This is a genomic window from Streptomyces griseus subsp. griseus, assembly GCF_003610995.1.
In the GTDB taxonomy this organism is placed as follows: domain Bacteria; phylum Actinomycetota; class Actinomycetes; order Streptomycetales; family Streptomycetaceae; genus Streptomyces.
On the sequence record NZ_CP032543.1, the window covers coordinates 7,168,308 to 7,194,735 of the forward strand.

Genomic DNA, 26,428 nt, shown 5'->3' on the forward strand with positions numbered 1-26,428 from the left:
GGGATGTGCAGAGTATGACGGCCCGATCGATACGGGGGGCGGTCGCCGCCACGCTGGCGACCGCCCTGGCCCTGACCGCGGCAGCCTGCTCCAACCCGGACAGCCCGAAGGCCGGTTCCGGCACCGGGACCACCTCGGCCGTCGTCGGCATCGCCTACGAGCCCGACAGCCTCAGCCCCCTGCTCGGCTACGGCAAGGACGGCAACTCCAAGATCTTCGACGGGCTGCTCACCCTGGACGCCGACATGAAGCTCCAGCCGGCCCTCGCCACCGCACTGCCCGAGATCAGCGAGGACGGGCTGACGTACACGTACAAGCTGCGTCAGGGCGTGAAGTTCAGCGACGGCAAGGCGTTCGGAGCCAAGGACGTCGTCTTCACCTACCGCACCATCCTCGACGCGAAGACCAACAACCCCTCCCGCACCGAGCTGGACGCCGTCAAGGACGTCACGGCCAAGGGCGAGGACACCGTCGTCTTCACGCTCAAGTACCCCTACGCCCCCTTCGCCCAGCGCACCGTCCTGCCCATCGCCCCCGAGCACATCGCGGGCGAGCAGGACGTCAACACCGGCGCCTTCACCACCAAGCCGATCGGCACCGGACCGTACGTCCTCACCAAGTGGTCCAAGGGCGAGAAGCTCAGCTTCACCGCCAACCCGCACTACTGGGGCGGCGAACCCGAGGTGAAGAAGTTCACCATGGCGATCATCAAGGACGACGACGTCCGCGCCACCCGGCTGCGCTCCGGCGACCTGGACGGGGCGATCCTGCCGCCCAACCTGGCCAAGGGCTTCGCGGGCGACCAGGGCAGGAAGACGTACGCCGCGAACAGCTACGACTACCGCACGGTGACGCTGCCGACCAACAACAAGGTCGCCGGTGACACCTCCGTGCGCCGCGCCCTCGATGTCGCGGTCGACCGCCGGACCATGGTCGACGCCATCCTCAACGGCAGCGGCAAGCCCGCCTACGGGCCCGTCCCCACCGACAGCGAGTGGTTCACCCAGGGCACCGAGCGCCCCCACGACCTCGCCGCCGCCAAGAAGATCCTGGACGAGGCCGGGTGGAAGCCGGGCAAGGACGGCGTCCGCGTGAAGGACGGGGTGCGCGCCACCTTCCCGCTCTGGTACCTCAGCGGTGACAAGCTCCGCCAGGAGCACGCCCTCGCCTACGCCTCCGACGCCAAGAAGGCCGGCATCGACATCCGCACCGAGGCCGGGACCTGGGAGGTCATCGAGCCCCGCATGAAGCACGACGCCGTGCTCGCGGGCGGCGGCTCCCCGGCCGACCCCGACTTCGACCAGTACACCCTGCTGAAGTCCTCCCTCGCGGGCGACGGCTTCAACAACATGGCCTGGTACGACAACAAGGCCGTCGACGCCGCGATCGAGGCGGGCCGCAAGAGCGGGGACAAGGCCGAGCGGAAGAAGGCCTACGACACCGTCCAGCGCGAGCTGGTGAAGAACCCGGGCTACACCTTCCTCACCCACATCGACCACCTCTACGTCGTCGACGACCGCTTCGGCCCCCTCACCACCCAGGTCGAGCCGCACGACCACGGCCTGGCCTCCGGCCCCTGGTGGAACGTCGAGAAGTGGAAGCCCGAGAGCACCGGAGACACGGAGAAGTGAAGCCCCGCCTCCCCTGGGGGCCGATGGCACGGATGACGGGACGGCGGGCCCTGTTCGCCGTCCCGGTCCTCCTCACCGTCACCTTCGGCGTCTTCGCCGTCGCCGCCGCGTCCCCCTTCGACCAGGTCAAGGCGTACGCGGGCACCGCCGGCCTCACCGCCTCCCAGGAGAACCTGGACCAGATCCGCGCCAACCTCGGCGTCGACCAGCCACTCGTCACCCGCTGGTGGAACTGGCTGACCTCCGCGCTCCAGGGCGACCTCGGCGACTCCACCGTCATGCGCCAGCCCGTCACCGACGTCATCGTCGAACGCATGTGCTGGTCGGCCCTGCTCGCCACCTCCGCCTTCCTGATCGCGATCCTCCTCGGCACCGGACTCGGCGTCCTCGCCGCCCGCAGGCCCGGCGGCTGGCTGGACCGGGGCGTCAGCTCCGCCGCGTACACCCTGGAGGCCGCCCCCGCCTTCTGGCTCGGCCTCCTCGCGATCTGGCTCTTCGCCCTGAAGCTGGGCGTCCTCCCGGCCGGCGGTCTCACCGACACCGCCAGCGAGACCATCACCTTCGGCCAGGTCGCCTCCCACCTGGTGCTCCCGGCCGCGGTCCTCGGGATCTCCCAGTTGCCGTGGTTCTTCCTGTACGTGCGCCAAGGGGTCACCGACGCCCTCGCCGAAGACCCGGTGCGCGGGGCGCGCGCCCGCGGCCTGAGCGAGCGCACGGTCCTCCTCGGCCACGGCCTGCGCTCCGGGATGCTGCCGATGCTCACCCTGATCGGCTCCCGCGTCCCCGAACTCATCACCGGGGCGCTCCTCATCGAGACGGTCTTCAGCTGGCCCGGCATCGCCGCCGCCACCGTGGAGGCCGCCACCTCGGTCGACTTCTCCCTGCTCGCCGCGCTGACGGTGCTCGCCACGGCGGCCGTCCTGCTCGGCAACCTGCTCTCCGACCTGCTCTACGGACTCGCCGATCCCCGGGTGGCCTTCGATGGCTGAGACAGCGCCTGCCCCCCTCCCGGGCCGCACCACCCGCCGCATCCGCGTCGCCACCTCCGTGACGATCGTCGTCGCCGTCGCGCTCGCCGTGCTCATCGTGCCGCCGCTGGCCCAACTCGACGAGCAGGCCGTCGACCTCTCCGACAAGCTCCACCCGCCTTCCTGGGCGCACCCCTTCGGCACCGACGACGTCGGCCGCGACCTGCTGCTGCGCTGTGTCTACGGGCTCCGCGTCTCGCTGCTCGTCGGCCTGGTCGCGGCCCTCACCGCCACCGTGATCGGCACCGCCATCGGCGCCCTCGCGGCGGCCTTCGGCGGCTGGACCGACCGGATCGTGATGCGGCTGGTGGACACCTTCTCCTCGGTGCCGCACCTGCTGCTCGGCATCTTCATCGTGGCGATGTTCCGGCCCGGCGTCTGGCCGGTGATCATCTCGGTGGCCCTCACCCACTGGCTCTCCACCGCCCGGATCGTCCGCTCCGAAGTGCTCTCGCTGCGCTCGCGCCCCTTCATCGACGCGGCCGTCTCCGGCGGCGCGTCCCGGGGCCGGGTCATCGTGCGCCACCTGCTCCCCGGGGTGCTGCCGCAGGCCGGGCTCGCGGCGGTCCTCATGGTGCCGCACGCCATGTGGCACGAGTCCGCGCTCTCCTTCCTCGGGCTCGGCCTCCCCGCCCACCAGGCCAGCCTCGGCAACCTCGTCCAGTCCGCGCGCGGTTCGCTGCTCGCGGGGGACTGGTGGCCGACGCTCTTCCCCGGGCTCTTCCTGATCATCCCGACCCTGGCCCTGGCGGGGATCGCCGGAGCCTGGCGGGACCGGATCAACCCGCGCCGGAAATCGGAGCTGATGCTGTGACCCGCGACCACGCCGTCCTCGATGTCCAGGACCTCTCCGTACGTTTCCGGATGCGCGGCGGACGGGACATCGCCGCCGTCACCGGCGCCCGGTTCTCCGTCGCGCCGGGGGAGTGCCTCGCCCTGGTCGGCGAGAGCGGCTGCGGCAAGTCGGTGCTCGCCTCCGCGCTGCTCGGCCTGCTCCCGGCCAACGCGCAGACCACGGGGAGCGCGGTGCTCGGCGGGGACATCGACCTGCTGACAGCGGGGGAGCGGACGCTGGCCCGCACGGTACGGGGACGCCGCATCGGCCTCGTACCGCAGAGCCCCGCCGCCCACCTCACGCCGGTGCGCACCGTCCGCGCCCAGCTGGAGGAGACCCTGCGGGAGCTGACGGGGGTGCGCGGGTCCGCCGCCGTACGGGAAGCGGCGGTGCGGGCCGCGGACCGGGCCTCGTTCCCGGCCGGCCATCTCGACCGCTACCCGCACGAACTCTCCGGCGGTCTCGCCCAGCGCGCCGCCACCGCCCTCGCCCTGATCGGCGACGCACCGCTGCTGCTGGCCGACGAGCCGACCACCGGACTCGACCGGGACCTCGTGGAGCGGACGGTGGACGAGCTGCGCCGCCACACCGACGAGGGCCGGGCGTTGCTGATCATCACCCATGACCTGGCGGCGGCCGAGCGGATCGCGGACCGGGTGGCCGTCATGTACGCGGGCCGGATCGTCGAGATCGCCGACGCCGGGCCGTTCTTCGGCACGCCCGGCCCCCGCCACCCGTACGCCAAGGGCCTGCTGGACGCCCTGCCCGAACGGGACTTCGCCCCCATCCCCGGCATGCCGCCCGAACTCGGCGCGCTCCCCGAGGGCTGCGCCTTCGCCGCCCGGTGCGCACGTGCGGACACCCGCTGCACCGCCGAACGCCCGGCCTTCGACGACCGACTCGCCTGCCACCACGGGCTGACCGGCCGCACGCACTCCCTCGTGAAGGAGGCCGCCGATGCTTGAGCTGTCCGGTATCACCGCCGGATACGACCGCCGCGAACCCGTCGTCCGCGATGTCTCCCTGAGCGTCGGTCACGGCGAGGCGGTCGGACTCCTCGGCCCCAGCGGCTGCGGCAAGTCCACCCTGGCCAAGGTGGCCGCCCTCCTGCACCGCCCGGACGCCGGAACCATGACCCTGGACGGAACGGTCGTACGCGGCTGGCGCCACCGAGCTCCGCAGGAGCAGCGCACGGCCGTGGGCGTCGTCTTCCAGCAGCCCCGGCTCTCCGCCGACCCCCGCCTCAGCCTCCGCGAACTCATCGCCCAGCCGCTCCGGTCCACCGGCCGCCGCCGCGAGGTCCCGGCCCGGGTGGCGGAACTGGCCCTGCTGGTCGGCCTCTCCGCCGAACTGCTGGAGCGCCGCCCCCATGCGGTGAGTGACGGTCAGCTCCAGCGGGCCTGCCTGGCGCGGGCGCTCGTGCTGCGGCCGGGGCTGCTGATCTGCGACGAGATGACCGCGATGCTGGACGCCTCGACGACGGCCGCGCTGGTCGCGGTGGTGGAGGCGTACCGCGCGGAGTCCGGCGCCGCGCTGCTGGCCGTCGGCCATGACCGTGTCCTGCTGGAGCGCTGGTGCGACCGGACGGTCCGTTGGAGTGCCGGGGTGGAGTCGGGGCGGAACCTGCCCGTTCCATGATCGTTGACCGGTCATGAAGAAGATCATGATCGCGGCCCTGCCCGTTCTCGCCCTGTCCCTCGCCGCTCCCGTGGCCCACGCCGACAACGACGCGAACTTCGGCGGCGGCGTGAACGCCGCGAACAACTGGAACTTCACGGCCGCCGCCGTCTGCCTCCAGGAGGTCGCCGTGGTGCCGGTCACGGGTGACTACGTCTCCGACCACGTGAACAACTGCTCCAACGGCAACGTCGTCGACCACTCCGGCAACTGAGACCGAGACATCCGGGCCCCGGCCGCCCACGGTTGGCCGGGGCCCGGACGTGACGCAGACGCGACGCGGGGGAGTCCACCCCGCCAACAGTTGGCAGGTACCTGACTCTTTCGTTCCGTCCGGCCCCATACTCGTCGCGTCCGGCCCGCTCCGGGCGCCCCGCCCGGCCGACCGCTCCAGGGAGCCCTCATGGAAGCCCCGTCAGCGCTGCCCGCCCCGACCCGCCGCCGCGCCCTCACCGTCACCCTCGCCACCGCCGCCGCCGTGATCGCCGCTCCCGCCGGAGTGGCCGCGGCGTCCCCGGCCGCCGTGGGCCGCCCGCCCGGGCCCCGGCCCCTCCGGCACGCCCACGCGCACAACGACTACCTGCACCCCCACCCCCTGTACGACGCCCTCGCGCACGGGTTCACCAGCGTCGAGGCGGACATCTTCCTCGTCGACGGGGAGCTGCTGGTCGCCCACGACCTCGCCGGTACCGACCCGAGCCGCACCCTCGCCGGTCTCTACCTCGAACCGTTGCGTGCCCTGGTCCGCGCCGGACACGGCAGCGTCCACCCGCACCACCGGCAGCCCCTGCAACTGCTCATCGACATCAAGGCCGACGGCGTCGCCGCCTACCGCGAACTGGACCGGCAACTCGCGCGCTACCGCACCCTCTTCACCCGCTACCACCACGGCCGCGTCCGCCCCGGTGCGGTCACCGCCGTCATCTCGGGCGACCGTGCCGCCCGGGCGCCGATGGAGGCCCAGCGCACCCGCCTCGCCTTCTACGACGGACGCCTCGACGACCTCGGCACCGCGTCGCCCGCCTCCTTCATCCCGTTGGTCAGCGCCAACTGGACCCAGTCCTTCGGCTGGCTCGGAGCCGGTTCCTTCCCTCGTGCCGAGCGCGACCGGCTCCGTACCCTCGTCGCCACCGCCCACCGGGAGGGCCGCCGCATCCGGTTCTGGGCCACCCCCGACCTGCCGGGCCCCGAGCGCGAGGCCGTGTGGAGGGAGCTCCTGGCCGCCGGCGTCGACCACCTCAACACCGACGACCTGGCCGGGCTCGAACGCTTCCTCCGCGCACGGGCGGGCGCGGCCCCGGCCCCGTAACACCGCACAGCCCGGGAGTACCCGTTCGGCGGACACGCCAGTGCGCCGAACGGTCGCTCCGCTGCGCCACACTGGCGGCCGAATGCCGCAAATCCGGCGCGGCGGAGGAGGTTGGCCATGGTCATTTCGATCTCACTGGTGCTGCTGCTGACGGTCCTGGCGGTGATCTTCCTCCGTAACGGCGGTCTGAAGCTCTCGCACGCGATCGTCTGTGCCCTGCTGGGCTTCCTGCTGGCCAGTACGAGCATGGCGCCGACCATCCACGACGGGATCGGAGCCACCGCCAACCTGGTCAGCGGCCTGCACCCCTGACCCCGTGACCTCCGGCCCGTCCACACGGTGCCCGGCGATCGCGCACAATGGGCAGATGTCCTTTCCGCCCCCCGGACGGCACTCGGGCGCCGCCCACCACGAGTTCTGCAACACCGGCCTCTGCTGCCGGTGCCAGATGCGTACCTGGACGACGAAGGCGGGCGACGAGCGGCTCTGCGGGCCGTGCGCCGCGTGCTGCCGGGTCTGCGGCCGGGCGCCCGCGCCCCATCTGGACGGACTCGACGGCGGTGTGTGCGCCGAGTGCCGCGGCCTGTGCGGCCGGTGCCACGCCCCGAAACGGCACGACGGCTCCTGCGGCTGCGACCGCTGGCGGGAGAGCGCCAAGAGCAACCCGCGCGGCTATGTCCTCCAGGCGCTGCCGCAGCAGCTCCTCCAGGCGCTCGGCGGCCGGGTCCCGAGCACGGTCCACGACCTGATCCACCAGGAGCTGGAACGCAACCGCAGCGCCGGTCTCCTCCGTGAGCGCATCGAACGCCGCTGGAACCTGCGCTGGGCCCACGCCCTCAACGAGAAGGACGAGGACGGCCGCCGCCGGTGGAGCGCCCAGGACATCGCCGAGCAGCTGCTGATGCCCGGCTCCTGCTCCGACCCGCAGTGCGAGGACGGCCACCTCGTCACCACCGACGCCCCGTGCCCGCGCTGCCGGCAGCCGCTGCACCGGTTCGTCACCTCGGTCGCCGACGGCACCGCGACCCCGGAGCACGCCCACGCGGCGGCGGCCAGGATCCGCCGGGCCATGCTGGAGAACCGCTCGCACCGGCAGCCCCCGCCGCGCGGATAGGCGGGCGGACGGGCGCGCGGCTCGGCGCGTTGCCCGTTCGCAACACCCGCTGAGGAGCGGGGAAAGCGGGCTGACGCCGCACGGAAGTGCGCACCACCGCACGTGGTGAGCGGTGCGTACGGCCTATGCTCGCGGCCATGGAGCAACGGGAAGTCGTGAAGCGCGTGATCGGCATCCTCACAGAGGCGCGCGAAATGCAGCGCCTGCTGGAGGCGGACCTCGAACGGGAAGACCTGGATACGGGAGCGGGCGCCGTCACCGCCCTGCTGAACGAGACGATGCCCCACATCGCCATCCCCGACGATTTCTCCGTCGAGGAGGTGGTGACGGTGGTCGGCCGGGAGGTCGGCGGCGCGGTCGAACAGCTCGTGAGCGCCTTCACGCTCGCGTTCACGATGCTGGCGCAGGTGCACGACTCCGGGCAGACGGACGTCTCGTCGGCCGACGTCCTCCAGGATCTGGCGCTGCGGGTCGAGGCCGGCGGCCCCGAGGACGAGGGCGACGGCCCGGTGATCTGAGCCGTCGTCGGCGGCCTTCTGCGTTCGGCTGTGCCCGTAGGCATAGAGGAGGAGAAGCGTGCATCTCCTCGCGGTACGGAGGCGGCTGTGGGGAGGAGCACCGACATGGCCCGCGCCAAGGCGCGTCGGCCGAAAGGCATGAAGAAGGAGTCGGACGGCATCGCTCTCGGCGACGAGCGGCTGAAGTCCGAAGGAAGGCAGGAGCAGGACGCGGCCCGCCGGGAGGAAGAGCGGGCCCGCGCACTGCGAGGGGCCTTCGACCGCTGAGGGTGCCGGGGCGCCCGTGCCGTCGCGTTCACCGCGTACGGCGCGGGCGCCTCCGCGCGTACGAGGCGCCCGCGCTGCGTGCGGGGCTTCTCTCCGCGTACGGGCAAGCGTCGGCGGGGTGCGGGGGCTCTCGTTTACGGGCGGTGTCTCGCGGCGTATCGGCGGCGTGCCGACTCAGCGGGCCCGCGCCGACTCCGTGACCGTGTCCACGGTCCGCTTGTCCAGCGCCGCCCGCACAAGCGCGGCAGCGAACGTCGCGTCGTCGTGCCCGCGTGCCGCCCGGGCCAGCCTGCCGGAGGAGGTGGGCAGGCCCAGCCGCTCGGCACCCTGGAGCGCCTTCGCGCCCAGCCAGGGGCCGGTCTCCGGCCAGAGGGACTGCACCTCGCGTACGAAGATGTCGGCCCCGGCCGGTCCGATGCCCGGCACGCGCCGGAGCCCCTCCATCAGCCGGTCCCGGTCGCCGTCGGCCTCCTCGCGCAACCGGCGCAGATCGCCCCGCCAGGTGTCCAGGACGAGTCGGGCGCCCTCACCGAGCTGGGTGGCGGTCCGTTCGTCGTAGCGCCGGTAGTGGCCCTCGCCCAGCGCGTCGACCCGCTGCTGCCAGGTCGCGTCCACCATGGTGCGCGGGGTGCGCATGCCGTGGTCGAAGAGGGCGCGGGCGGCCGCGACGGCGACCGAGGCGCGGATACGGGCGGAGAGCAGGAGGCTCAATACCAGGAGCTGGTAGAGCGGTTGCGGGGTGTCCCTCAGCCGGATACCCGCCTCCTCCGCGTACGTCCGGCCGCACTCCGCCACCAGCGCGTCGGCGATCCGGCGTGCCGAGGGCGGTCGCGTCCCGCTCATGCCAGACCGACGACCCGCGCGACGAAGAACCCGGCGACCAGCAGCGCGCCGAGCACGATGAGGCTGATCCAGACGGCCGGGTGTTCCCAGACACCGCCGTCCGGACGCTCCTCGTGGGCTTCGCCGATGGAGCCCTCGGCGGGGGGCGTCTCTGTGGGGGGATTCAGAAGAACAGCCATGCATCCAGAGTCCCCCGGTCTCCGCCCGCGCGCACGCCGTGCGCAGGCGGGGGCTCCGGCACAGGGCCGTACGGAGGCACCCCGGGCGCGGAGCGCTGTGCGCGGGGGAAACGGGGCACGGTCAAAGGATGCCCGCCGTCTCCGCGCCCGTCATCAAGCTCGTGCAGCGCACCACCGAACCCGCGGGGGTCCAGACGCTGCGCTCCACCGCGGCCGCCGTCATCGCCTACTCCGTCGCCGTCTGGGCCCTGCCCGAACCGGCGCCGCTGACCGCCCCCCTCACCGCGCTCCTGGTCGTGCAGGTGACCCTCTACGCCACCCTCACCACCGGCATCCGCCGCGTGAACTCCGTCATCGTCGGCGTGCTCATCGCGATCGCCTTCAGCTCCCTGGTGGGGCTGACCTGGTGGAGTCTGGGGCTGACCATCTTCACCTCGCTGCTGATCGGGCGGCTGGTGCGGGTCAACGAGTTCGTCCCCGAGGTGGCGATCAGCGCGATGCTCGTGCTGGGCGTCGCCCAGGTCGCCGACACCGCCTGGGACCGGGTCTGGGAGACGCTCATCGGCGCGGTGGTCGGGCTGCTGTTCAACCTGGTCTTCGCGCCGCCCGTCTGGGTCGCTTCGGCCGGCACCTCCATCGGCTCCCTGGCCGGCCGGATGGGCGCGATGCTCCGCAGCATGGGCGAGGAGGTGGTGGGGAACAACCCCGTCCCCCGGGCGGCGGCCCGGCTCCACGAGGCCCGCAGACTCGACCACGACATCGTCGAGGTCGACGCCTCGCTCCGCCAGGCGGAGGAAAGTCTCACCCTCAACCCTAGGGTGAGACAAGGGCTGCTCTACCGGGTCGTCCTGCGCACCGGACTCGACACTTTGGAGATCTGCGCGGTCGTGCTGCGGGTCCTCTCCCGGACCCTCACCGATCTGGCGAAGGCCCGCACCGAGGAGGCGCTGTTCCCCGCCGATGTGGCGGGCCTCCTCCAGGAGCTCTTCGGCCGGCTCGCCGACGCCATCGAGAGCTTCGCCGAACTCGTCACCGCTCCGCTCGCCGCCGACGCCGAGGCGGCGGAGGACCGGCTCTCCGCAGCGCTCGCCCGCAGCCGGGCCACCCGCGACCGCGTGGCCGACCTGCTGCTGGAGGACGTACAGGAGCATCCGCGCCAGTGGCAGCTGCACGGGGCCCTGCTCGCCGAGATCGACCGGGTGCTGGCCGAGCTGGACATCGACGAGCGGACGAAGCGGCTGGGCGAGGAGCTGGACCGCCGCTCGGCCGAGGCCCATGAACGCCACCCCCGGCTGCGCGCCGTGGTCCGGCGGCTGGGCCGGAGCGGCACATGAGCCGCCCCCGGCGCGGCGCGCGGGATGCGGAAGGCTCCGGTCACTGGTTCGCTGGGGGCAGTGGTCCGGTTCCCACCAGGGATATGTCCAAGGAGTGGTGATGAGCGGTTCGGACGAGCCCGCCGACCTGGCGCGGCAGATGCGTGAGAAGGCCCAGCAGCTCGCCGAGGCCGCGGAACGCGCGAGCGACCCGCAGGAGCGCGAGCGGCTGGAGAAGAAGTCCCGGACGATCCGGGATCGCAGCGAGCAGCAGAGCGGCATGGCCGCCGGAGACGTCTACCCCCAGAAGTAGGTACGTCGCACGCGGTGCCCGCCCGCCCCGGACTCCTTCCGGGGCGGGCGGCCCCATGTGCGCGCTTGTCCGGGCGCATCTTCCGGGCGCACGGAGGAACTCACCCCGCCCACTCCAGCAGCCGCTCCACCGGCCAGGTGGTCACCACCCGGTCCGCCGGTACGCCGCACTCCTCGGCCCGCGCGCAGCCGTTGATCTGCCAGTCCAGCTGGCCGGGGGCGTGCGCGTCGGTGTCGATGGCGAAGAGGGTGCCCGCCTCCACGGCCTTGCGCAGCAGACGGCGGGGCGGGTCCAGCCGCTCGGGCCGGCAGTTGATCTCCACTGCCGTCCCCGCCTCGGCACAGGCCGCGAAGACCCGGTCCGCGTCGAACCGCGACTGCGGCCTGCCGCGCTCCGACAGCAGGCGGCCCGTGCAGTGGCCCAGCACATTCGCCTGCGGATGGCGTACGGCCGCCTCCAGGCGGCGGGTCATCGGGGCCGCGTCCATCCGCAGCTTGGAATGGACGGAGACCACCACCACATCCAGCTGTTCCAGCAGCTCCGGCTCCTGGTCCAGCGAACCGTCGGGGAGGATGTCGCACTCGATCCCCGTGAGCAGACGGAACGGCGCCCACTCCTCGTTGAGCCGCGCCACCACCGTCAGTTGCTCCCGCAGCCGCTCGGGCGACAGTCCCCTGGCCACCGTCAGCCGGGGCGAGTGGTCGGTGAGCACCGCCCAGTCATGTCCCAGATCCGCCGCGGTGCGGCCCATCTCCTCGATCGGGCTGCCGCCGTCCGACCAGTCGGAGTGGAGGTGGCAGTCGCCCCGCAGCAGGGAGAGGAGTTCCTGGCCCGTGGCGGGGACGGGTTCGGCGGCTGCCTGGTCCTCCAGCCGCTCCAGATAGCCCGGGACCTCACCCGCCTGGGCCTCCCGGATCACCTGGGCGGTGCGAGGCCCGATCCCGGTGACCCGCTCCAGGGTCCCCGCGGCCACCCGCTCGGCCGCCTCTCCGGGGGCCATCGCGGTCACGGCCTCGGCGGCCGTCCGGAAGGCCTTCACCCGGTAGGTGGCGGCCTGCGAGCGCTCCAGCAGGAACGCGATACGCCGCAGCGCTGTGACGGGATCCATCGGCACCTCCAGGTGGGAGCGGTGGCCGCCCCGCAGGTCACCCGGCCGGGCCGCCTGCCCTCAGGATGGCCGCAGCGGCGCCCGAACGGCCACCGCACCCCGGTGTCAGGAGCCCGGTGAGGCGTCGGCCTCCTCCGCTCCCGCCACCCAGCGCTCGGCCGTGAAGTCGTAGTCGTGGACGGGCCGCCCCGGCGCGCCACTCGTACGGAACGGGCGCCCGTCGTCGTCGATCCGTACCGTGCCGGACCGGCCCCCGCCGCTCCACCGCAGCTCCGCCACCCAGTCGCAGTCGCAGCGGGCCGTACGTCCGGTGACGAGCAGGACCTCGGGGTCCGAGGCCGAGACGCGGTACGGGAAGGAGACCGCCGGAATGGGCTCCCCCGTGTCGTTGCCCGGCACCGAGCGGGCCACCGGTCGCTCCGCGTCGAGGTCGACGTCGAACATCCGCGGGGTGAGCGCCCCGCCGCACCCGGAACTCATCCGGTGCACCCGCCCCTCGGCGGGCTCCCGCCGCGCGACCACCCGGATCCGCAGCGCCTCCAGGACCACCGCCTGCTCGCCCGTGCCCTGGAGGGTGATCCGTACGCCGGTCTCACCCGCGTGCACCGCGCCGAGCGCCTTCGCCCAGCCCTCCGCGTCGGCCTCGGCCGGTGGCGGGGGGACAGCGCCCGGGGGACGGGCGACGAGGTAGGCGTGCCCGCAGCCGTACCGCCAGACGTGGTCGTCGGTGGTCCAGGTGAACGGGGGAGCGGCGGGCCGCGCCACCGGGGCCGGTGGCGCGGGGCGATCCGGCCGCGAGGGGTCGCCGAAGGCCACGATCAGCACGAGGGCCAGGACGGCGACGGCGGCACAGGCGGTGAGCGGCGGCACCCACCGGCGTACGGAGGGGGAGCGGGGCCCTGGGGGTGCGGGGTCGGGTCGGTGCTCGTCGCGGTGTACGGGCGAGGGCGCGGGCGACGGCGGGTCGCCGAGGGCCTCCGGGCCCGCGGGGTCCAGGGGCTCCGCAGCCGTCGGGTCCGGGTCCTCCTGGCCCGCGGCCACGCCCAGGACCCCCGCCTCCTGCCGCTCCACCCGCTCCGCGTCCGCCCGCAGCCACAGGAGGTGAAGGGCCTGTCGTTCCTCGCCCGTGCGGCCGCACAGGCGGGCCAACCGCTCCACCGGGGCGAACTCCGCCGGTACGGTCCGGCCCGTGCAGTAGCGGTGGAGCGTCGAGGCGCTCACCCCGACGCGGCGGCCCAGGGACGCGTACGTCCGGCCCGAGCCCTCCCTCAGCTCCCGCAGCCGCTCCGCCAGAGCCTCCCGTGCGGGCTCCTCGCCCGTTCCGTGCTCGCTCACCACCCGATCGACCTCCCTGGCCGTTCCGGGGCGCGTTCCACCCCACCGAGAACACCCACGTCACCGGGGGTGGGACGGTTCCGGGCCGGGCGGAACCCGTGTCGTGCTTGTCGCCGCCCGGAGACCCGGCCCACGCTGGTGCCGCACCACCCGGTCCGACCGATCGACCACCTGAACGGGGAGTTCATCCATGCGCACCACCCGCACGCTCCGCACCGCGCTCCTGACCGCCGCGGTCGCGGGGCTCGCCGTCACCGCACTGCCCACGGCCCCCGCCTCCGCCGCGTCCGCGCCCAAGTTCCTCTCCGCCGCGCAGTGGCCCGCCTCCCACACCCCCTGGACCGCCGGGCCGGTCCGTAAGGGCCTGCCCGAGGACGGTTCCCTCTGCACGGCGGGGACCACCCCGGCGAAGGGCACCCGCCACCGGGACTTCCGTACCGAACTGGACACCGGGGCCCGGCAGACGATCACCGTCGCTCCCACCACCGCCGAGGCGAAGGCGCTCGCCACCGAGCTGCGGACCGCGCTGGCGGCCTGCCTGGACCGGCTGAAGGAGCAGGACCCCGGCCTGGAGGGGGTCAGCCGGTACCACGGTCGGGTGAACGTGGCGGAGGGCGCGCACATCTACAGCATCGACACCTCCCACCCGGAGGCGGGCTCCACCGACATCGGCCTCCACGCGGTCGGCCGGGACGGCCGCACGGTGACCGTCCTGGAGTGGGGACAGCTGGGTGACCTGGACGGCGCCCCGCTGAAGGGGTTCAGGAAGACGGCCGGAACCGCCGTCGCCGAGCTCCACTGAGACCCGTCGGCGGACCGGCCGGCACGGGGTTCCGGCCGGTCCGCCGACGTGCGCGGCCCCCGCCCCCGGGAGCATGCTGGCTGTGTGACCCGGCACGATGCGACCCGGCCCACCCCGTCCCCCGGAAGCGGGGCCGCGGCCGGGCGAGACGGAGGCGGCCGAGTACCGGACGAGCTGTCCCTCGTACTCGCGCAGGCGGTCGTCAGCGCCGTCGAGTCCGCCGGGGGGTACGCGGGGGGCATCTACCTCCGCACCGGTACGCCGGGACTGCTGCGCCTCGCCGCCCTCGCCGGACTGCCGGGGCCGCTGTTCCGGCCCTGGTGGCGGATGCATGTGAACCGGCCCTTCCCCGTCTCCGAGGCCTACCGCACCGGACGGCCCGTCCTGCTCGCCGACGCGGAGGAGGCCATGCGGCGCTTCCCCCAGCTGATGGCCGGGCTGCCGTTCCCCTTCGGCTCGCTCTGGGTCCCGATCACCGGCCCGCAGGGCAGCATGGGCGTGATGGCCGTCCTGCGGGCCGCCACCCCGGGCGAGCAGGTCGACCCAGCCGACGGGGAGCGGCTGCTGGGGCTCGGCCGCCGGCTCGGCGCCGCGCTCACCGACCTGGACGCGCGGTCCCTTCCCGTCGTCTGGGAGAAGGAACCGATCCCCGTCCAGCTGCCGGCCGCCCCCGCGCCCCCGGTGCGGGTCGGCAGCTTCGACTGGGACCTGCACTCGGGCTCCCTCACCGCGGACGACGACCTGTGCGCGATCTTCGGCACCGAGCCGGCGGAGTTCCCCGGCACCGTCGACGCGCTGGCCGAACGCCTCGTACCGGAGGACGTGTACGGGCTGTGGGCTCTGGCCCGGCAGGCGGTGGAGTCAGCGGATCCGGTGGTCCGCCGGATGCGGCTGCGCGGCCCCGACGGCCGGTACCACCTGCTGGAGCTCTCGGGCCGCTGGACGCACCCGGACGGGGAGAGCGCCGAGAGCCACCTGAGCGGCTTCGTCGTCGACTTCGGTGCGGGACCCGTCATCGCGGAGGCGGCGGACCGGCTGCCCCGGGGGATCGTCTCCCTGGACCGGAGCGGGCGCCTCACGTACGCCAACGCGCTCGCGGAGGAGCTGCTGGGCCGCTCACGTGCCGAGCTGGTCGGCCATGTCGTCTGGGAGGCGCTGCCGTGGTTCGGGCATCCCGCGTACGAGGACCACTGCCGGGCGGCCCTGATCTCCGACGAACCCGTCCACTTCCTCGCCCGGCGGGCCGAGTCCGTCTGGCTGTCGGTCTCGCTGTACCCGGGTGACGACGGGCTGAGCGTGGTGTTCCAGGCCACGGAACAGCCCGCGTACACCCCCGGCTCCATCACCTCGCCGGGCCTGGGCATCGGCTCCACCGCCGACCGGTCCTCCGCGCTCTACCGGCCGGTCGCCCTGGCCATCGCGCTCACCGAGGCGGTCACCGCCCGTCAGGTCTCCGCCGTGGTCACCGAGGAGCTGCTCCCCGCGTTCGGCGGCCGGCAGCTCGCCATCTACCTGCTGAGCGAGCGTCACCTCCACCTGGCCTGGGAGACGGGGTTCCCCAAAGGGTTCCTCGACCGCTTCGACGGGGTCGGACTCGATGTCTCCATCCCCGGTGTGGAGACCCTGACCACCGGCCGCCCGCTCTTCTTCGAGTCCATGCAGCGCCTGGCCGACGCCTACCCGGGCATCCCGATGGAGACCGACATCGGGGCGCGGGCCTTCCTGCCGCTGATCGCCTCGGGACGGCCCGTCGGCTCGTGCATCCTCGGCTTCGACCGGCCGCGCGGGTTCAGCCCGGAGGAGCGCACCGTCCTGACCGCCCTCGCCGGGCTCATCGCCCAGGCCCTGCAACGCGCGCAGCGGTACGACAGCGAGTCGGCGCTGGCCCGGGGGCTCCAGGACGCCCTGCTGCCGCACGGGCTGCCGGAGGTCGACGGGGTCGACACGCTCGGGCGTTATCTCTCCGGTACCCAGGGCATGGAGGTGGGCGGCGACTGGTACGACGTCATCGAGACCGGCCACGAACTCGCCCTGGTCATCGGCGACGTCCAGGGCCACGGTGTATCGGCGGCCGCCACCATGGGACAACTACGCAGTGCGGTACGGGCGTTCGCCCTCAGCAACCACGATCCGCAGGAGGTGGTGAGCGGCACCAACCGGCTGCTCATCGATCTCGACCCGGGACAGTTCGCCAGCTGCTGCTACATCGCGCTGAACCCGCTCACGGGACGGGCCCGCGCCGTACGGGCCGGGCATCCCCAGCCGGTGCTGCGGCACCCCGACGGCCGGACCGAGGTGCTGGACCTGCCGGGCGGCATCGTGCTCGGCATCGACGGGCAGGCGACGTACCCGGTCACCGAGCTGCAACTCGACCCGGGCGATGTGCTGGCCCTGTTCACCGACGGGCTCATCGAACGGCCAGGGACCGACATCGACGAGGGCATCGAACGGCTGCGCGCCACCATCGCAGGGACCGGCTCCGTTCCGCTGGCCCAGCTGGCGGACCGGGTGACCGGGGAGGCCAGACAGGCCACGGACCGCCCCGACGACATCGCGATCCTGCTGGCCGCCCGCTGGACGCACGTCCCGGAGAAGGCGCCGCCGCCGCCGTCCCGGGAGACCGCCCCGCCGGGCCTGTGGCGGACGTTCCGCGGGCCGGGCCCGGGAGGCACGGCGAGTGCCCCGGACCCGGCCTGAGGAGTGAGCGCCTGATCAGGCGCCGGAGGCGTCGAGCATGCCCTCGCGCTCCACGACCTTGACGCGCTCACGGCCCTGCGCCGCGCCGAGCGCCTGCTCGTGGGCGTCCAGCTTGTGCCAGCCCTCCCACGTCGTGTAGCGGACGTTCCGGCTCTCCAGGAAGGCCTCGACGGCCTCCGGGGCGGGCGTCGAGGGCTCGGGCAGACGGCCGGCGGCGCGGTCCTCCAGCAGGCAGGCGACCGTCTCGTTGGCGTCGCCCTTGGTGTGGCCGATCAGACCGATCGGGCCGCGCTTGATCCAGCCCGTGACGTAGACCGAGGCCATGTGCTCGTCACCGGCGATGACGCGTCCCGCCTCGTGCGGGACGGTGCCGGAGGCCACGTCGAAGGGGAGCTTGGGCAGCTCCTCCGAGTAGTAGCCGACGGCGCGGTAGACGCTCTGCATGTCCCAGTCGGTGAACGTGCCGGTGCCCCGGACGTTGCCGGTGCCGTCCAGCTCGGTGCGCTCGGTACGCAGCGCGGTGACCTTGCCGTCCTCGCCGAGGATCTCGACCGGGGACTCGAAGAAGTGCAGGAAGAGCTTGTGCGGGCGGTCGCCGACATCGCGGATCGCCCAGTTCTCCAGGGTCTGCGCGACCATGTTGGCCTGCTTGTTCTCCCGCCGGGTGGCGATGGAGCCCTCGTCGTACTCGATGTCCTCGGGGTTGACGATGACCTCGATGTTGGGGGAGTGGTCCAGCTCCCGCAGCTCCATCGGGCTGAACTTGGCCTGCGCCGGGCCACGCCGCCCGAACACATGCACCTCCAGCGCCTTGTTCGCCTTGAGGCCCTGGTACACGTTGTCCGGGATCTCGGTGGGCAGCAGCTCGTCGGCCGTCTTGGCCAGTACCCGGGCCACGTCCAGCGCCACGTTGCCGACGCCGAGGACGGCGACCTTCTCCGCGGTCAGCGGCCAGGTGCGCGGGACCTCGGGGTGCCCGTCGTACCAGGAGACGAACTCGGCCGCGCCGAAGGAGCCGTCCAGCCCCATGCCCGGGATGTCGAGGGCCCGGTCGGCCTCGGCACCGGTGGAGAAGATCACCGCGTCGTAGAAGGAGCGCAGGTCGTCCAGGCCGATGTCGTCGGGGTAGCTGACGTTGCCGAAGAGGCGGATCTGCGGCTTGTCCAGCACCTGGTGCAGCGCCTTGACGATGCCCTTGATCCGGGGGTGGTCGGGGGCCACGCCGTAGCGGATCAGACCGAAGGGCGCGGGCATGCGCTCGAACAGGTCGATCGAGACCCCCGGGTCCTGGCAGACCTCGGATTTGAGCAGCGCGTCCGCAGCGTAGATACCGGCAGGGCCGGCTCCGACAATGGCGACGCGGACGGGGCGTGTCATGGCGTGGTGATCCTTAAGGCGGGCGAACGCGGGCAGGTACAGCGTACGTCGGAGGTAAGGGTTGGCTTACTAGTCTCCACCCCACACCGTAAGCCCTGGCCCGGCGAGGACCCCGACCCGGCCTACGGAACCGCCCGATAAGTCCGTTTCTGCTGTTCGGTATGGGTGATTTCGGCCTTTTGCTCTTCTCTTCCATAAAGGAGCTATTGGGCCTCTTGGGTTATTTTGACCGCAGCCGTTTCGGCCACCTCTGTGCGAAGTGGTGAGCGTCACGTCCGGGGGTGCGGACGCAGAAGTGGAGGGTCCGGTTCCCTTCTGTGCGAAGAAAGTTGACGACGCGGCGGAACGGCCGGATCCGGGAATTCCTGAATTCGATCTTGCGGAGAAAGGTCATCCGTAATTCGGGGCTTGTTCTGTCCGTCGCTTTTCGCCTACGGTCACGCTCAATCCGGATGGAACGCCGAATCCTGCCGCCGTCCGGGAAACCGAAACCCACTCACGTACGGCAGGAGCGGGGGACCCAGGTAAGCCGCCGGTCCGGTATCCGGAACGGCTAGGGGTGAAGTCGCATGTCCGTGCGGCCAGACATCTCCCGTCTGAACCCGACAGCTCACCTCGTAGGCGCCGGAGAGGAAATTCCCCATGCCCGCACAGGGTAAGCACCGCCGTCCCAAGTCCGTCTCGCTGAGCCGTGGCATCGCGGCCGTGACCACGGGTGGAGCCGTTCTGGCCCTGCCGGTGCTCGGCGCCACCACCGCGTCCGCCGCTCCCGCGCACTCCGTCGCCGCGGAAAAGGCGGTGGTTCCCGTCTCCGTGACCGCCCAGGCGAATTCCGTGACGAAGGCCGCGGCCGTCAAGCATTCCGTGGTGTCCGGCGAAACGCTTGCCAAGATCGCCCGTGAGCATTCCGTGAGCGGCGGCTGGAAGAAGCTGTACGAAGGCAACCGCAAGGTCGTCGGCGAGAACCCGCACCTTATTCACCCCGGTATCACGCTGACCATCGGCGCCAAGGCTGCCGCCCCGTCAGACGCCAAGGCGAGCAAGGCTTCCGAGGCGGCCGCCCGCACCGCGCCGGGCGAGCGCGCCGACCGCTCGGAGCGCACCACGGCGGCCCCCGCCGCCGCTCCGGCCGCCGCCGCTCCCGCCACGTACACCAACGACCTCGATGGCTGGATCAGGGAGTCGCTGGCCGTCATGGCCCAGCACGGCATCCCCGGCACCTACGAGGGCATCCACCGCAACATCATCCGCGAGTCCTCCGGCAACCCGAACGCCATCAACAACTGGGACTCCAACGCGGTGAAGGGCACCCCGTCGAAGGGGCTCCTCCAGGTCATCGACCCGACGTTCCAGGCGTACCACGTGCCGGGCACCTCGACCGACAGCTACGACCCGGTCGCCAACATCACCGCCGCGTGCAACTACGCCGCGGACCGGTACGGGTCGATCGACAACGTCTTCGGCGCCTACTGATCCCCGTACGCACAGACGGAGGGGCCCCGGACCGCCTGGTCCGGGGCCCCTCCGGTGTACCGGGAAGTTACCACCAAGTTTCTAGTGACTTACCGCGCGATCGCCAGTAGAACCTGTTGCACTCTGTCGAGAGTGAGGGATGTCACATGAACGACACTACCCCGCACGACAACGCCCCCAAGGGTGTATCACGTCGAAGGTTCATCACTGGAACAGGTTCTCTTCTCGGGGTCGCGGCGCTCGCCGGGCCCACCACCCCGGTCTGGGCCGCACCCCGTGCGGCAGCGGCCGCCATCGGCTCCGGAGCCCATGTGCCGGTGCTGGTCGTCGGGACCGGCTACGGCGGCTCGGTGGCCGCCCTCCGGCTCGCCCAGGCAGGCACGGACGTCCACATGGTCGAGATGGGCATGGCCTGGGACACCCCCGGCGCGGACGGCAAGATCTTCGCCAACACCACCAAGCCGGACGACCGCTCCTTCTGGCTGCGGACCAGTACCAAGCAGCCCCTGAGCAACTTCCTCGGCTTCCCGATCGACAAGAACGTCAACCGCTACACCGGGATCCTGGACGCCGAGGAGTTCGCCGGCATCACCGTCTACCAGGGGCGCGGAGTCGGAGGCGGGTCGCTGGTCAACGGCGGCATGGCCGTCACGCCCAAGCGGGAGAACTTCGCCGCCATCCTCCCGTCGGTGAACGCCGCGGAGATGTACAGCACGTACTACCCGCGCGCCAACGCCGACCTCGGCGTCTCCACCATCGACCCCGCGTGGTTCGACGGCGTCGACTGCTACCAGTACGCCCGGGTCGGCCGGAAGCACGCGCAGCGCTCGGGCTTCCCCTTCCTCTTCGTGCCCGCCGTGTACGACTGGGACTACATGAAGCAGGAGGCCGCCGGGACCGTACCGAAGTCAGCGCTGGACGCCGAGATCCTCTACGGCAACAACTACGGCAAGAAGTCGCTCCAGAAGACCTACATCGACCGGATCAGGGCCACCGGCCGGGTCACCATCTCCCCGCTGCACAAGGTCACCCGCGTCTCCCCGGCCTCGGGCGGCGGCTACACGGTCCTCATCGACCAGCTGGACACCACCGGCCGCACCACCGTCACCAAGACCGTCACGGCGGACAAGGTCTTCTTCGCGGCGGGCAGCGTCGGCACCAGCAAGCTGCTCGTCGGCCTGAAGGCCACCGGCGCCCTGCCCGGCCTCAACAGCGAGATCGGCAAGGGCTGGGGCGACAACGGCAACGTCATGTGCGGCCGCGCCAACCACCTCTGGGACCCGACAGGGAAGGTGCAGGCGTCGATCCCCACCGGCGGCATCGACAACTGGGACGCCGGCGGAGCGTTCGCCGAAGTCGCTCCGCTGCCCACCGGGATCGAGACCTGGGCGTCGTTCTACCTCTCGATCACCAAGAACCCCCACCGGGCCGAGTTCACCTGGAACGCGGCGGCGGGCCGGCCCGAACTGAGCTGGCAGACGGCGTGGAAGCAGCCGTCCATCGACGCCGCGAAGACTATCTTCGACAAGATCAACAAGAAGGAGGGGACGATCTACCGCACGGACCTCTTCGGCACCTACAAGATCTGGGGCGACCACCTCACCTACCACCCCCTGGGCGGCGCGGTCCTGAACAAGGCCACCGACAACTACGGCCGGCTGCACGGCTACCCGGGCCTGTACGTCATCGACGGCGCCCTGATCCCCGGCAACACCAGCGTCAACCCGTTCGTCACGATCACCGCGCTCGCCGAGCGCAACATCGAGCGCATCATCGCCACTGATCTGTAGGGGCGTACGGAGAGCCCGGGGCCGGGAGTGCCAACCCGGCGGCCCCGGACTCCGTCAGTGACCCGGCAGCACGCACACCGCGTCGATCCCCAGCACATGGTTGAGCCGCCCGAACGCGAGCCAGGAGCCGATGCTCATCGACAGCTCCACGATCTCCACCTGGCTGTAGTGCGCGGTCATCCGCTTCCAGAAGGCGTCGTCGAGACCGTGGTGGTCCAGCGCGTACCGCTCCGCGTACTCCGCCGCCAGCCTGGTCCGCACGTCGAAGGCGGCTGTCGTACGCCACTCGGTCACCGCCTGCGCGAACTCCTCCTCGACCTTCTCCCCGTCCCGCTCGGTCCGCCAGTCCAGGCAGAACAGGCACCCGTTGACCTGCGCGATCCGCAGCCGCGCCGCCTCGAACTCCCTTAGACCCAGCGTCGTGTGCTCGTACACGGACATCGAGAACGTGGCGGCGGCCACGCCGATGCCGGGGACCATCTCCCCCCATACGTAACCGATGGGCTCCTGGCCCTCCGGGATGTCGATGATCATGCGGGTCTCCTTCCCAGCCTGCCGACGGCGGGCCGCAGCGGGACATCGAGTGCGTCGTACAGGCCCGGTTCGGCGTCCACCAGCCAGTCGATGGCCGAGACGAGCCGCCCGACCGCCGTGGCGTTGCCGCCCGCCGACCGGTTCTCGCCCTCGTCGGAGGCCTCGACCGTCACCTCGATACGGGGGCGGCCCTCGATCACCACGCGGTGCGCGCCCACGCCGTCGGGCGGGGAGGGCCAGTCCGGTGCGCACGAGGGGTGGATACGGGTGATGTGTTCGATCACGATGCGGGGTTCCCCGCCCACGATGCCCTGGACCTCGAACCGGACCGCGCCCTGGGTGCCCGCCGCGAACTCGCCCATCGTGCGGGTGGTCACCGGCGTCTCCAGCGCCCGGCGGTCCAGCGTCTCGCGGATCTCGTCCAGTTCGACGCCCAGCGCCCGGGCCATCAGCCGGATCTGACCGCCCCACACCATCGTCGGTACCGTCTCCGCCAGCATCAGCGGCTGGTAGTCCAGCGGGTGGCCCATGCCGATCAGGTGGCGTACCGACTCCTCCTGCTCGTACGTGGAGTAGTCGAAGATCTCCTGGCAGCGGATCACGTCCACCTCGGTGCCCAGACCGCTGACCAGCAGCGGCAGGACGTCGTTGCCCCAGCCGGGGTCGACCCCGGAGACGAAGAGGGAGCCACCGCCCTCCGCGACTGCGGCCAGGACGGGGTCCCGCAGTTCCGGCGGGGCGTTGCGCTGGTCGTAGAGGGGATAGAGGGAGGGCGTGACGACGACCGCTCCGGCCCGGATCGCCCGGCCGATGTCGGTGAGGGCGTCGTCGGGGCGGATGTCGCCGGAGGCCGCGTAGACCACCGCCCGGGGGCGGCCGGCCAGGACGGCGGCGATGCCGTCGGTGGCCGCGATGCCGAGCGTGCGGCCGAGTGCGCCCAGCTCGCCCGCGTCGCGGCCGACCTTGGCGGGATCGTGGACGAGGACGGCGGTGAGTGTCAGTGCCGGATGGGCCTCGACGGCGCGGATCGCCGCGCGGCCGACGTTGCCGGTACCCCAGACAACCGTGGGAATCATGCGCGGAGGGTAGCGGCCGGACCTCGCACTTCCCAGAGCCGTGACGGGGTGAGTTCGGGCCGTGGGAAAGGGCGTCGCCGGGCCGGCGGATGACCGCCGGCCCGGCGACGTACAGCAGGAACTACTGCTTGGCGCGTGCGCCGGTCGGGCTGCCGCTGATGGTGAACTGCGAGCCGGGCTCGATCAGCACATGGCCGTCGCGCGAGTTGGTGATGGTCACGTTGGTCAGCGTGGCGTTGCCGCGTGCGCCGCCCATCGCGAGGATGCCGGAGCCGTTGTTGGACTTGTCGATCCGGACGTTCTGGATCTTCACGTCCGGCATCAGGCCGCCACCCGTCTTGAACTGGATGCCGTCGTAGGTGGAGTCGATGATGTCGGTGTCGCGGATCGTGACACCGGGGATGGGCAGGTTCTGCGGGAAGAGCGTGATCGCGCCGAACTCCTGGTCCTCGTTCCAGAAGGCCCCGCCGGTGCGGTACAGCGCGTTGTTGGCGATCAACGTCTGCCCGGAGAAGGGCAACGGGTCGTGGTCGGTCGCCAGCATGATGGCCGGGTAGTTCATGGTGTCGGCGATGATGTTGTTCTCGATCTTGTTGCCGTAACCGCCGTAGATCGCGATGCCGTTGGCGCGCCAGGGCAGCTGGATCGTGTTGTTGCGGAAGCTGTTGTCGTGGCCGATGTCGACGGACTGGTCCTTGACGTACTTGCTGGACCAGACGGCGAGCGCGTCGTCGCCGGTGTTGCGGAACGAGGAGTTGTACACGGTCGAATTGCGGGTGCCGTTGGCGAAGTTGATGCCGTCGGCGTACGTGTTGCGGATCCGCATCCCGGTGAACTCGACGCCGTCGCCCGGGTTCCACAGAGCGGGGATGTTGTCGAAGTCGCGGCCCGCCCAGACGGCCACGTTGGCATGCTCGATCCAGACGTTGCTGATCTTCGTGTTCTTGCCGAACCGGCCGTTGAGCGCGACGCCGCCCTCATGGTTGCCGTCACCGCCGCGGATCGTACCGGAGCCGAAGATCGCGATGTCGGAGATCTTCGTGTTCTCGTCGATGTCGAAGCCGAAGTTGCCCTCGTGCGGGTGGTTGATCCCGCCCGCCTCGTGCGGCGGGGTCAGCGTGTAGAGCTGGGAGTGCCACATGCCCGCACCCCGGATCGTCACGTCACGGATCCCCACCTGGTTCCACTGGCCCCGGTCCAGCGGGTCGTCGGTGAGGATCTTCTGCTCCTGGCGCCACTGGCCCGCCGGGATCCAGACGCAGCTGATCTGGCCGTTCTGGTTGGCGGTCACCGCGCGCTGGATGGCGGCGGTGTCGTCGATGCCGTCGTTGGGCACCGCGCCGTACTGCGTGATGGAGACACAGCCCGAGGGCTGGGCGGTGGGCGGGGCGACCTGCTCCAGGTCGATCAGGTCGATGATGTAGAACGCGGCGTTGTCGCCCGCGTCCCGCTGGAGCCGGAACTTGGTGCCCGCCGGGTAGGTCTGGGCGAGCAGCGCGTGCGACTCGTCGAACAGCCGCCGCGCATCGCCGCCGGGGGTGTTGGTGAGCCCCTCCGGGCTGTCGGTGTTGCCGTACAGCCAGCTGTGCTTGGAGGAGAGGTCCAGCTTGCGCACGAACTGGCCGTTCGCGTAGAGGCTGATGGTCGCCTGACGGCCGCCACCGCCCGCCGCGTCCGGGATGGAGTTGCGTACGACGATGGAGTTCGACGCGTTGGTCGAGGTGAACTCCACGTACTCACCGGTGGAGTTGAGCCGCACCGACTTACGCCCGGAGGACTCGGTGGCGAAGTTGGTGTGGCCGAAGGTCCGCTCGGCGTCCGACGTGAGCAGCGTGCCCTGGTATCTGGCGTCCTCCGCCTCGTACTCCGTGTAGGGCACCGCCGCGCCGCGCCCGACGACGATGGAGCGGGCGAGCGCGTTGTTGGTCTCGTTGGTCTCCGCGACCAGGTTCGTCGCGTCGGCCGTGGCGGTCAGGGTGGCCCCGCCGCTGGTCGCCGTCCAGCTGCCGCTGATGGGCACGTTCACCGTGGCGCCCGCCGGGACGGCCGGGGTGGTGCCGTTGAGCGTGGTGGAGCCCACGGTCAGCCGGGTGACCGTTCCCGCGCTCACCGCGGTGGTGCCGCGGTTGTGCACGGCCACGGTGAAGGTGACCGCAGCGCCGACGGCCGGGTTGGACGGGCTGGAGGTGATCGAGCGGACCTCCAGGTCGGGGCCGGGGCTCTGGCCGACCACCAGCGGGGAGGCGGTGGTGCGGCTGTTGTTGGTGTTGTCCGACTCGATGACCGTGTCGGCCGGGTCCACCAGCGCGGAGACGGTGTACGAGCCCTGCGGCCGCTTGCCGACCGGGACCGAGAAGGCCGCGGAGGCCCCCGCGGCGAGCGCGCCGACCGGGGCGCTGCCCACGACCACACCGCCCAGGCTCACATCGACCGTGGTCGCGGCCGAGGCGGCGGAGCCGATGTTGCGGACGGTCCCGTTGACCGTGATGGTGTCGCTCTCGGAGGGGGTCGAGGGCGACCAGGACAGGGCGCTCACGGTCAGGTCCGGGTTGGGCGCCGGTGTCCCGAGGATCTGGATCTCGGCGACCTGGGCCCCGGGCGCCCCGGTGTTGGAGAAGAACTGGAGCTGGAGATCGGCGGCCCGGCCACTGACCGGGACCGTCACCGTGTTCTGGTTGGTGGCCGGGTTGAACACATAGCCGGCCCGGGCCTTGAGCGAGGTGAAGCTGGTGCCGCTCTGCGTCCGGCCGAGCACCTGGAACTCCTGGGTCCTGGTGCCCCAGATCGGATCCGGGTTGAGCTTGATCACCACGGACTGGAGGTCCGCGTCGGCGCCGAGCTTCACCGTGAGGTTCGAGGGGTGTCCGTTCGACTCCCAGTAGGTGTTCACCTGGCCGTCGTTGGCGTTGACGACGGGGAAGCCGCCGTGCGATCCGCTGGCCGTGACGGTCTTGCCCCGGGCCAGGTCGGTCGCCTCAGCCGCTGCCGCCTGGACGGGAAGCAGTCCGACGGTGACGAGCCCCGCTATGAGCAGGCCGGTGATCGATCTTTCGCTGAGCCGTTTCCATCTCATGCTGTCCTCTGCTTCCACGGTATTTGAGCCATGCAGTCAATGTTTTGCAAACAGCAGTTGATAGATTTCTGGTCTGTTTCTGATTTGTCAACGGTTCTCGCATGCTCACGTCATGAGGGCATGCTGAGTGACGTCC

General features: G+C 71.7%; 25 protein-coding genes and 1 riboswitch. Of the genes, 17 read left to right on the top strand and 8 right to left on the bottom strand.

Annotated features, from left to right (window positions below):
- The first annotated feature begins 14 nt into the window (after positions 1–14).
- From D6270_RS32065 to D6270_RS32115, 11 genes are all read left to right on the top strand, one after another.
- Positions 15–1,631 carry an ABC transporter substrate-binding protein gene (locus D6270_RS32065; RefSeq protein ID WP_109162222.1) on the top strand — a complete coding sequence of 539 codons (1,617 nt, stop codon included), beginning with the start codon at positions 15–17 and terminating at the stop codon, positions 1,629–1,631.
- A gap of 23 nt (positions 1,632–1,654) precedes the next feature.
- Positions 1,655–2,620 (top strand): ABC transporter permease, encoded by a 966-nt coding sequence (locus tag D6270_RS32070; protein WP_109162221.1) that lies wholly within the window; start codon positions 1,655–1,657, stop codon positions 2,618–2,620.
- Positions 2,613–3,473, top strand: a complete 861-nt coding sequence (locus D6270_RS32075) for an ABC transporter permease (protein WP_109162220.1) — start codon at positions 2,613–2,615, stop codon at positions 3,471–3,473. The genes D6270_RS32070 and D6270_RS32075 overlap by 8 nt, the downstream gene beginning before the upstream one ends.
- 50 nt (positions 3,474–3,523) lie before the next feature.
- Positions 3,524–4,459, top strand: coding sequence for an ABC transporter ATP-binding protein (locus D6270_RS32080; RefSeq protein WP_225977097.1), 936 nt, complete (start codon positions 3,524–3,526; stop codon positions 4,457–4,459).
- Complete coding sequence (locus D6270_RS32085; protein ID WP_109162218.1) at positions 4,452–5,132, top strand: ABC transporter ATP-binding protein; 681 nt, start codon at positions 4,452–4,454, stop codon at positions 5,130–5,132. Before D6270_RS32080 ends, D6270_RS32085 begins: the two co-directional genes overlap by 8 nt.
- Before the next feature lie 13 nt (positions 5,133–5,145).
- A complete protein-coding gene (locus tag D6270_RS32090; protein ID WP_109162217.1) occupies positions 5,146–5,385 on the top strand; it encodes a hypothetical protein in 240 nt (79 codons plus the stop codon).
- A gap of 207 nt (positions 5,386–5,592) precedes the next feature.
- Positions 5,593–6,480: a phosphatidylinositol-specific phospholipase C/glycerophosphodiester phosphodiesterase family protein gene (locus D6270_RS32095; protein ID WP_109167186.1), complete on the top strand. Its 888-nt coding sequence runs from the start codon at positions 5,593–5,595 to the stop codon at positions 6,478–6,480.
- 117 nt (positions 6,481–6,597) lie between these two features.
- Positions 6,598–6,792 carry a hypothetical protein gene (locus D6270_RS32100; protein ID WP_015613051.1) on the top strand — a complete coding sequence of 65 codons (195 nt, stop codon included), beginning with the start codon at positions 6,598–6,600 and terminating at the stop codon, positions 6,790–6,792.
- Positions 6,793–6,847: 55 nt separating this feature from the next.
- Positions 6,848–7,594, top strand: coding sequence for a hypothetical protein (locus D6270_RS32105; protein WP_109162216.1), 747 nt, complete (start codon positions 6,848–6,850; stop codon positions 7,592–7,594).
- Between the two features lie 125 nt (positions 7,595–7,719).
- Entirely contained in the window at positions 7,720–8,112 is a 393-nt protein-coding gene (locus D6270_RS32110) for a hypothetical protein (RefSeq protein WP_109162215.1), read from the top strand.
- Between the two features lie 87 nt (positions 8,113–8,199).
- The gene (locus tag D6270_RS32115) at positions 8,200–8,379 is read left to right on the top strand and encodes a hypothetical protein (RefSeq protein ID WP_109162214.1); all 180 of its coding nucleotides are present in this window, start codon (positions 8,200–8,202) and stop codon (positions 8,377–8,379) included.
- Positions 8,380–8,553: 174 nt separating this feature from the next.
- Here the strand turns inward: D6270_RS32115 and D6270_RS32120 are convergent, their stop codons facing one another.
- Together D6270_RS32120 and D6270_RS32125 are read right to left on the bottom strand one after the other, a co-directional pair.
- The gene (locus D6270_RS32120; RefSeq protein WP_109162213.1) at positions 8,554–9,222 is read right to left on the bottom strand and encodes an endonuclease; all 669 of its coding nucleotides are present in this window, start codon (positions 9,220–9,222) and stop codon (positions 8,554–8,556) included.
- Positions 9,219–9,401, bottom strand: coding sequence for a DUF6480 family protein (locus D6270_RS32125; protein ID WP_109162212.1), 183 nt, complete (start codon positions 9,399–9,401; stop codon positions 9,219–9,221). Before D6270_RS32125 ends, D6270_RS32120 begins: the two co-directional genes overlap by 4 nt.
- A 128-nt stretch (positions 9,402–9,529) precedes the next feature.
- Here D6270_RS32125 and D6270_RS32130 point away from each other — a divergent pair, with 128 nt between their 5' ends.
- Both D6270_RS32130 and D6270_RS32135 read left to right on the top strand, forming a co-directional pair.
- Entirely contained in the window at positions 9,530–10,735 is a 1,206-nt protein-coding gene (locus D6270_RS32130; RefSeq protein ID WP_109162211.1) for an FUSC family protein, read from the top strand.
- Between the two features lie 100 nt (positions 10,736–10,835).
- Positions 10,836–11,027: a DUF6381 family protein gene (locus tag D6270_RS32135; RefSeq protein ID WP_109162210.1), complete on the top strand. Its 192-nt coding sequence runs from the start codon at positions 10,836–10,838 to the stop codon at positions 11,025–11,027.
- A 100-nt stretch (positions 11,028–11,127) separates the two neighbouring features.
- Here D6270_RS32135 and D6270_RS32140 read toward each other — a convergent pair whose 3' ends face one another.
- Together D6270_RS32140 and D6270_RS32145 are read right to left on the bottom strand one after the other, a co-directional pair.
- On the bottom strand, positions 11,128–12,135 hold the full coding sequence (locus D6270_RS32140; protein WP_109162209.1) for a PHP domain-containing protein: 1,008 nt from the start codon (positions 12,133–12,135) through the stop codon (positions 11,128–11,130).
- Positions 12,136–12,240: 105 nt separating this feature from the next.
- On the bottom strand, positions 12,241–13,470 hold the full coding sequence (locus tag D6270_RS32145) for a helix-turn-helix domain-containing protein (protein ID WP_109167185.1): 1,230 nt from the start codon (positions 13,468–13,470) through the stop codon (positions 12,241–12,243).
- A gap of 190 nt (positions 13,471–13,660) precedes the next feature.
- Between D6270_RS32145 and D6270_RS32150 the strand changes: the two genes are divergently transcribed.
- On the top strand, positions 13,661–14,272 hold the full coding sequence (locus tag D6270_RS32150; protein ID WP_109162208.1) for a hypothetical protein: 612 nt from the start codon (positions 13,661–13,663) through the stop codon (positions 14,270–14,272).
- An 84-nt stretch (positions 14,273–14,356) separates the two neighbouring features.
- Positions 14,357–16,969 (top strand): SpoIIE family protein phosphatase, encoded by a 2,613-nt coding sequence (locus D6270_RS32155; RefSeq protein WP_204117023.1) that lies wholly within the window; start codon positions 14,357–14,359, stop codon positions 16,967–16,969.
- A 15-nt stretch (positions 16,970–16,984) separates the two neighbouring features.
- On the opposite strand, the gene D6270_RS32160 is transcribed toward D6270_RS32155, so the two are convergent.
- Positions 16,985–18,346, bottom strand: coding sequence for an FAD-dependent oxidoreductase (locus D6270_RS32160; protein ID WP_109162206.1), 1,362 nt, complete (start codon positions 18,344–18,346; stop codon positions 16,985–16,987).
- A gap of 448 nt (positions 18,347–18,794) precedes the next feature.
- Positions 18,795–18,985: riboswitch (cyclic di-AMP (ydaO/yuaA leader) on the top strand.
- Between the two features lie 3 nt (positions 18,986–18,988).
- On the opposite strand from D6270_RS32160, the gene D6270_RS32165 reads away from it, so the two are divergent.
- Both D6270_RS32165 and D6270_RS32170 read left to right on the top strand, forming a co-directional pair.
- Complete coding sequence (locus D6270_RS32165) at positions 18,989–19,819, top strand: transglycosylase SLT domain-containing protein (RefSeq protein ID WP_109162205.1); 831 nt, start codon at positions 18,989–18,991, stop codon at positions 19,817–19,819.
- Positions 19,820–19,965: 146 nt separating this feature from the next.
- On the top strand, positions 19,966–21,609 hold the full coding sequence (locus tag D6270_RS32170; protein ID WP_202418552.1) for a GMC oxidoreductase: 1,644 nt from the start codon (positions 19,966–19,968) through the stop codon (positions 21,607–21,609).
- 54 nt (positions 21,610–21,663) lie between these two features.
- Here D6270_RS32170 and D6270_RS32175 read toward each other — a convergent pair whose 3' ends face one another.
- The 3 genes from D6270_RS32175 to D6270_RS32185 all read right to left on the bottom strand — a co-directional run bounded on the left by D6270_RS32175 (position 21,664) and on the right by D6270_RS32185 (position 26,292).
- A complete protein-coding gene (locus tag D6270_RS32175) occupies positions 21,664–22,143 on the bottom strand; it encodes a carboxymuconolactone decarboxylase family protein (protein WP_109162203.1) in 480 nt (159 codons plus the stop codon).
- Positions 22,140–23,219: an NAD(P)H-dependent amine dehydrogenase family protein gene (locus D6270_RS32180; RefSeq protein ID WP_109162202.1), complete on the bottom strand. Its 1,080-nt coding sequence runs from the start codon at positions 23,217–23,219 to the stop codon at positions 22,140–22,142. Before D6270_RS32180 ends, D6270_RS32175 begins: the two co-directional genes overlap by 4 nt.
- Before the next feature lie 121 nt (positions 23,220–23,340).
- Positions 23,341–26,292 carry a CARDB domain-containing protein gene (locus D6270_RS32185; RefSeq protein ID WP_109162201.1) on the bottom strand — a complete coding sequence of 984 codons (2,952 nt, stop codon included), beginning with the start codon at positions 26,290–26,292 and terminating at the stop codon, positions 23,341–23,343.
- Positions 26,293–26,428: the final 136 nt, after the last annotated feature.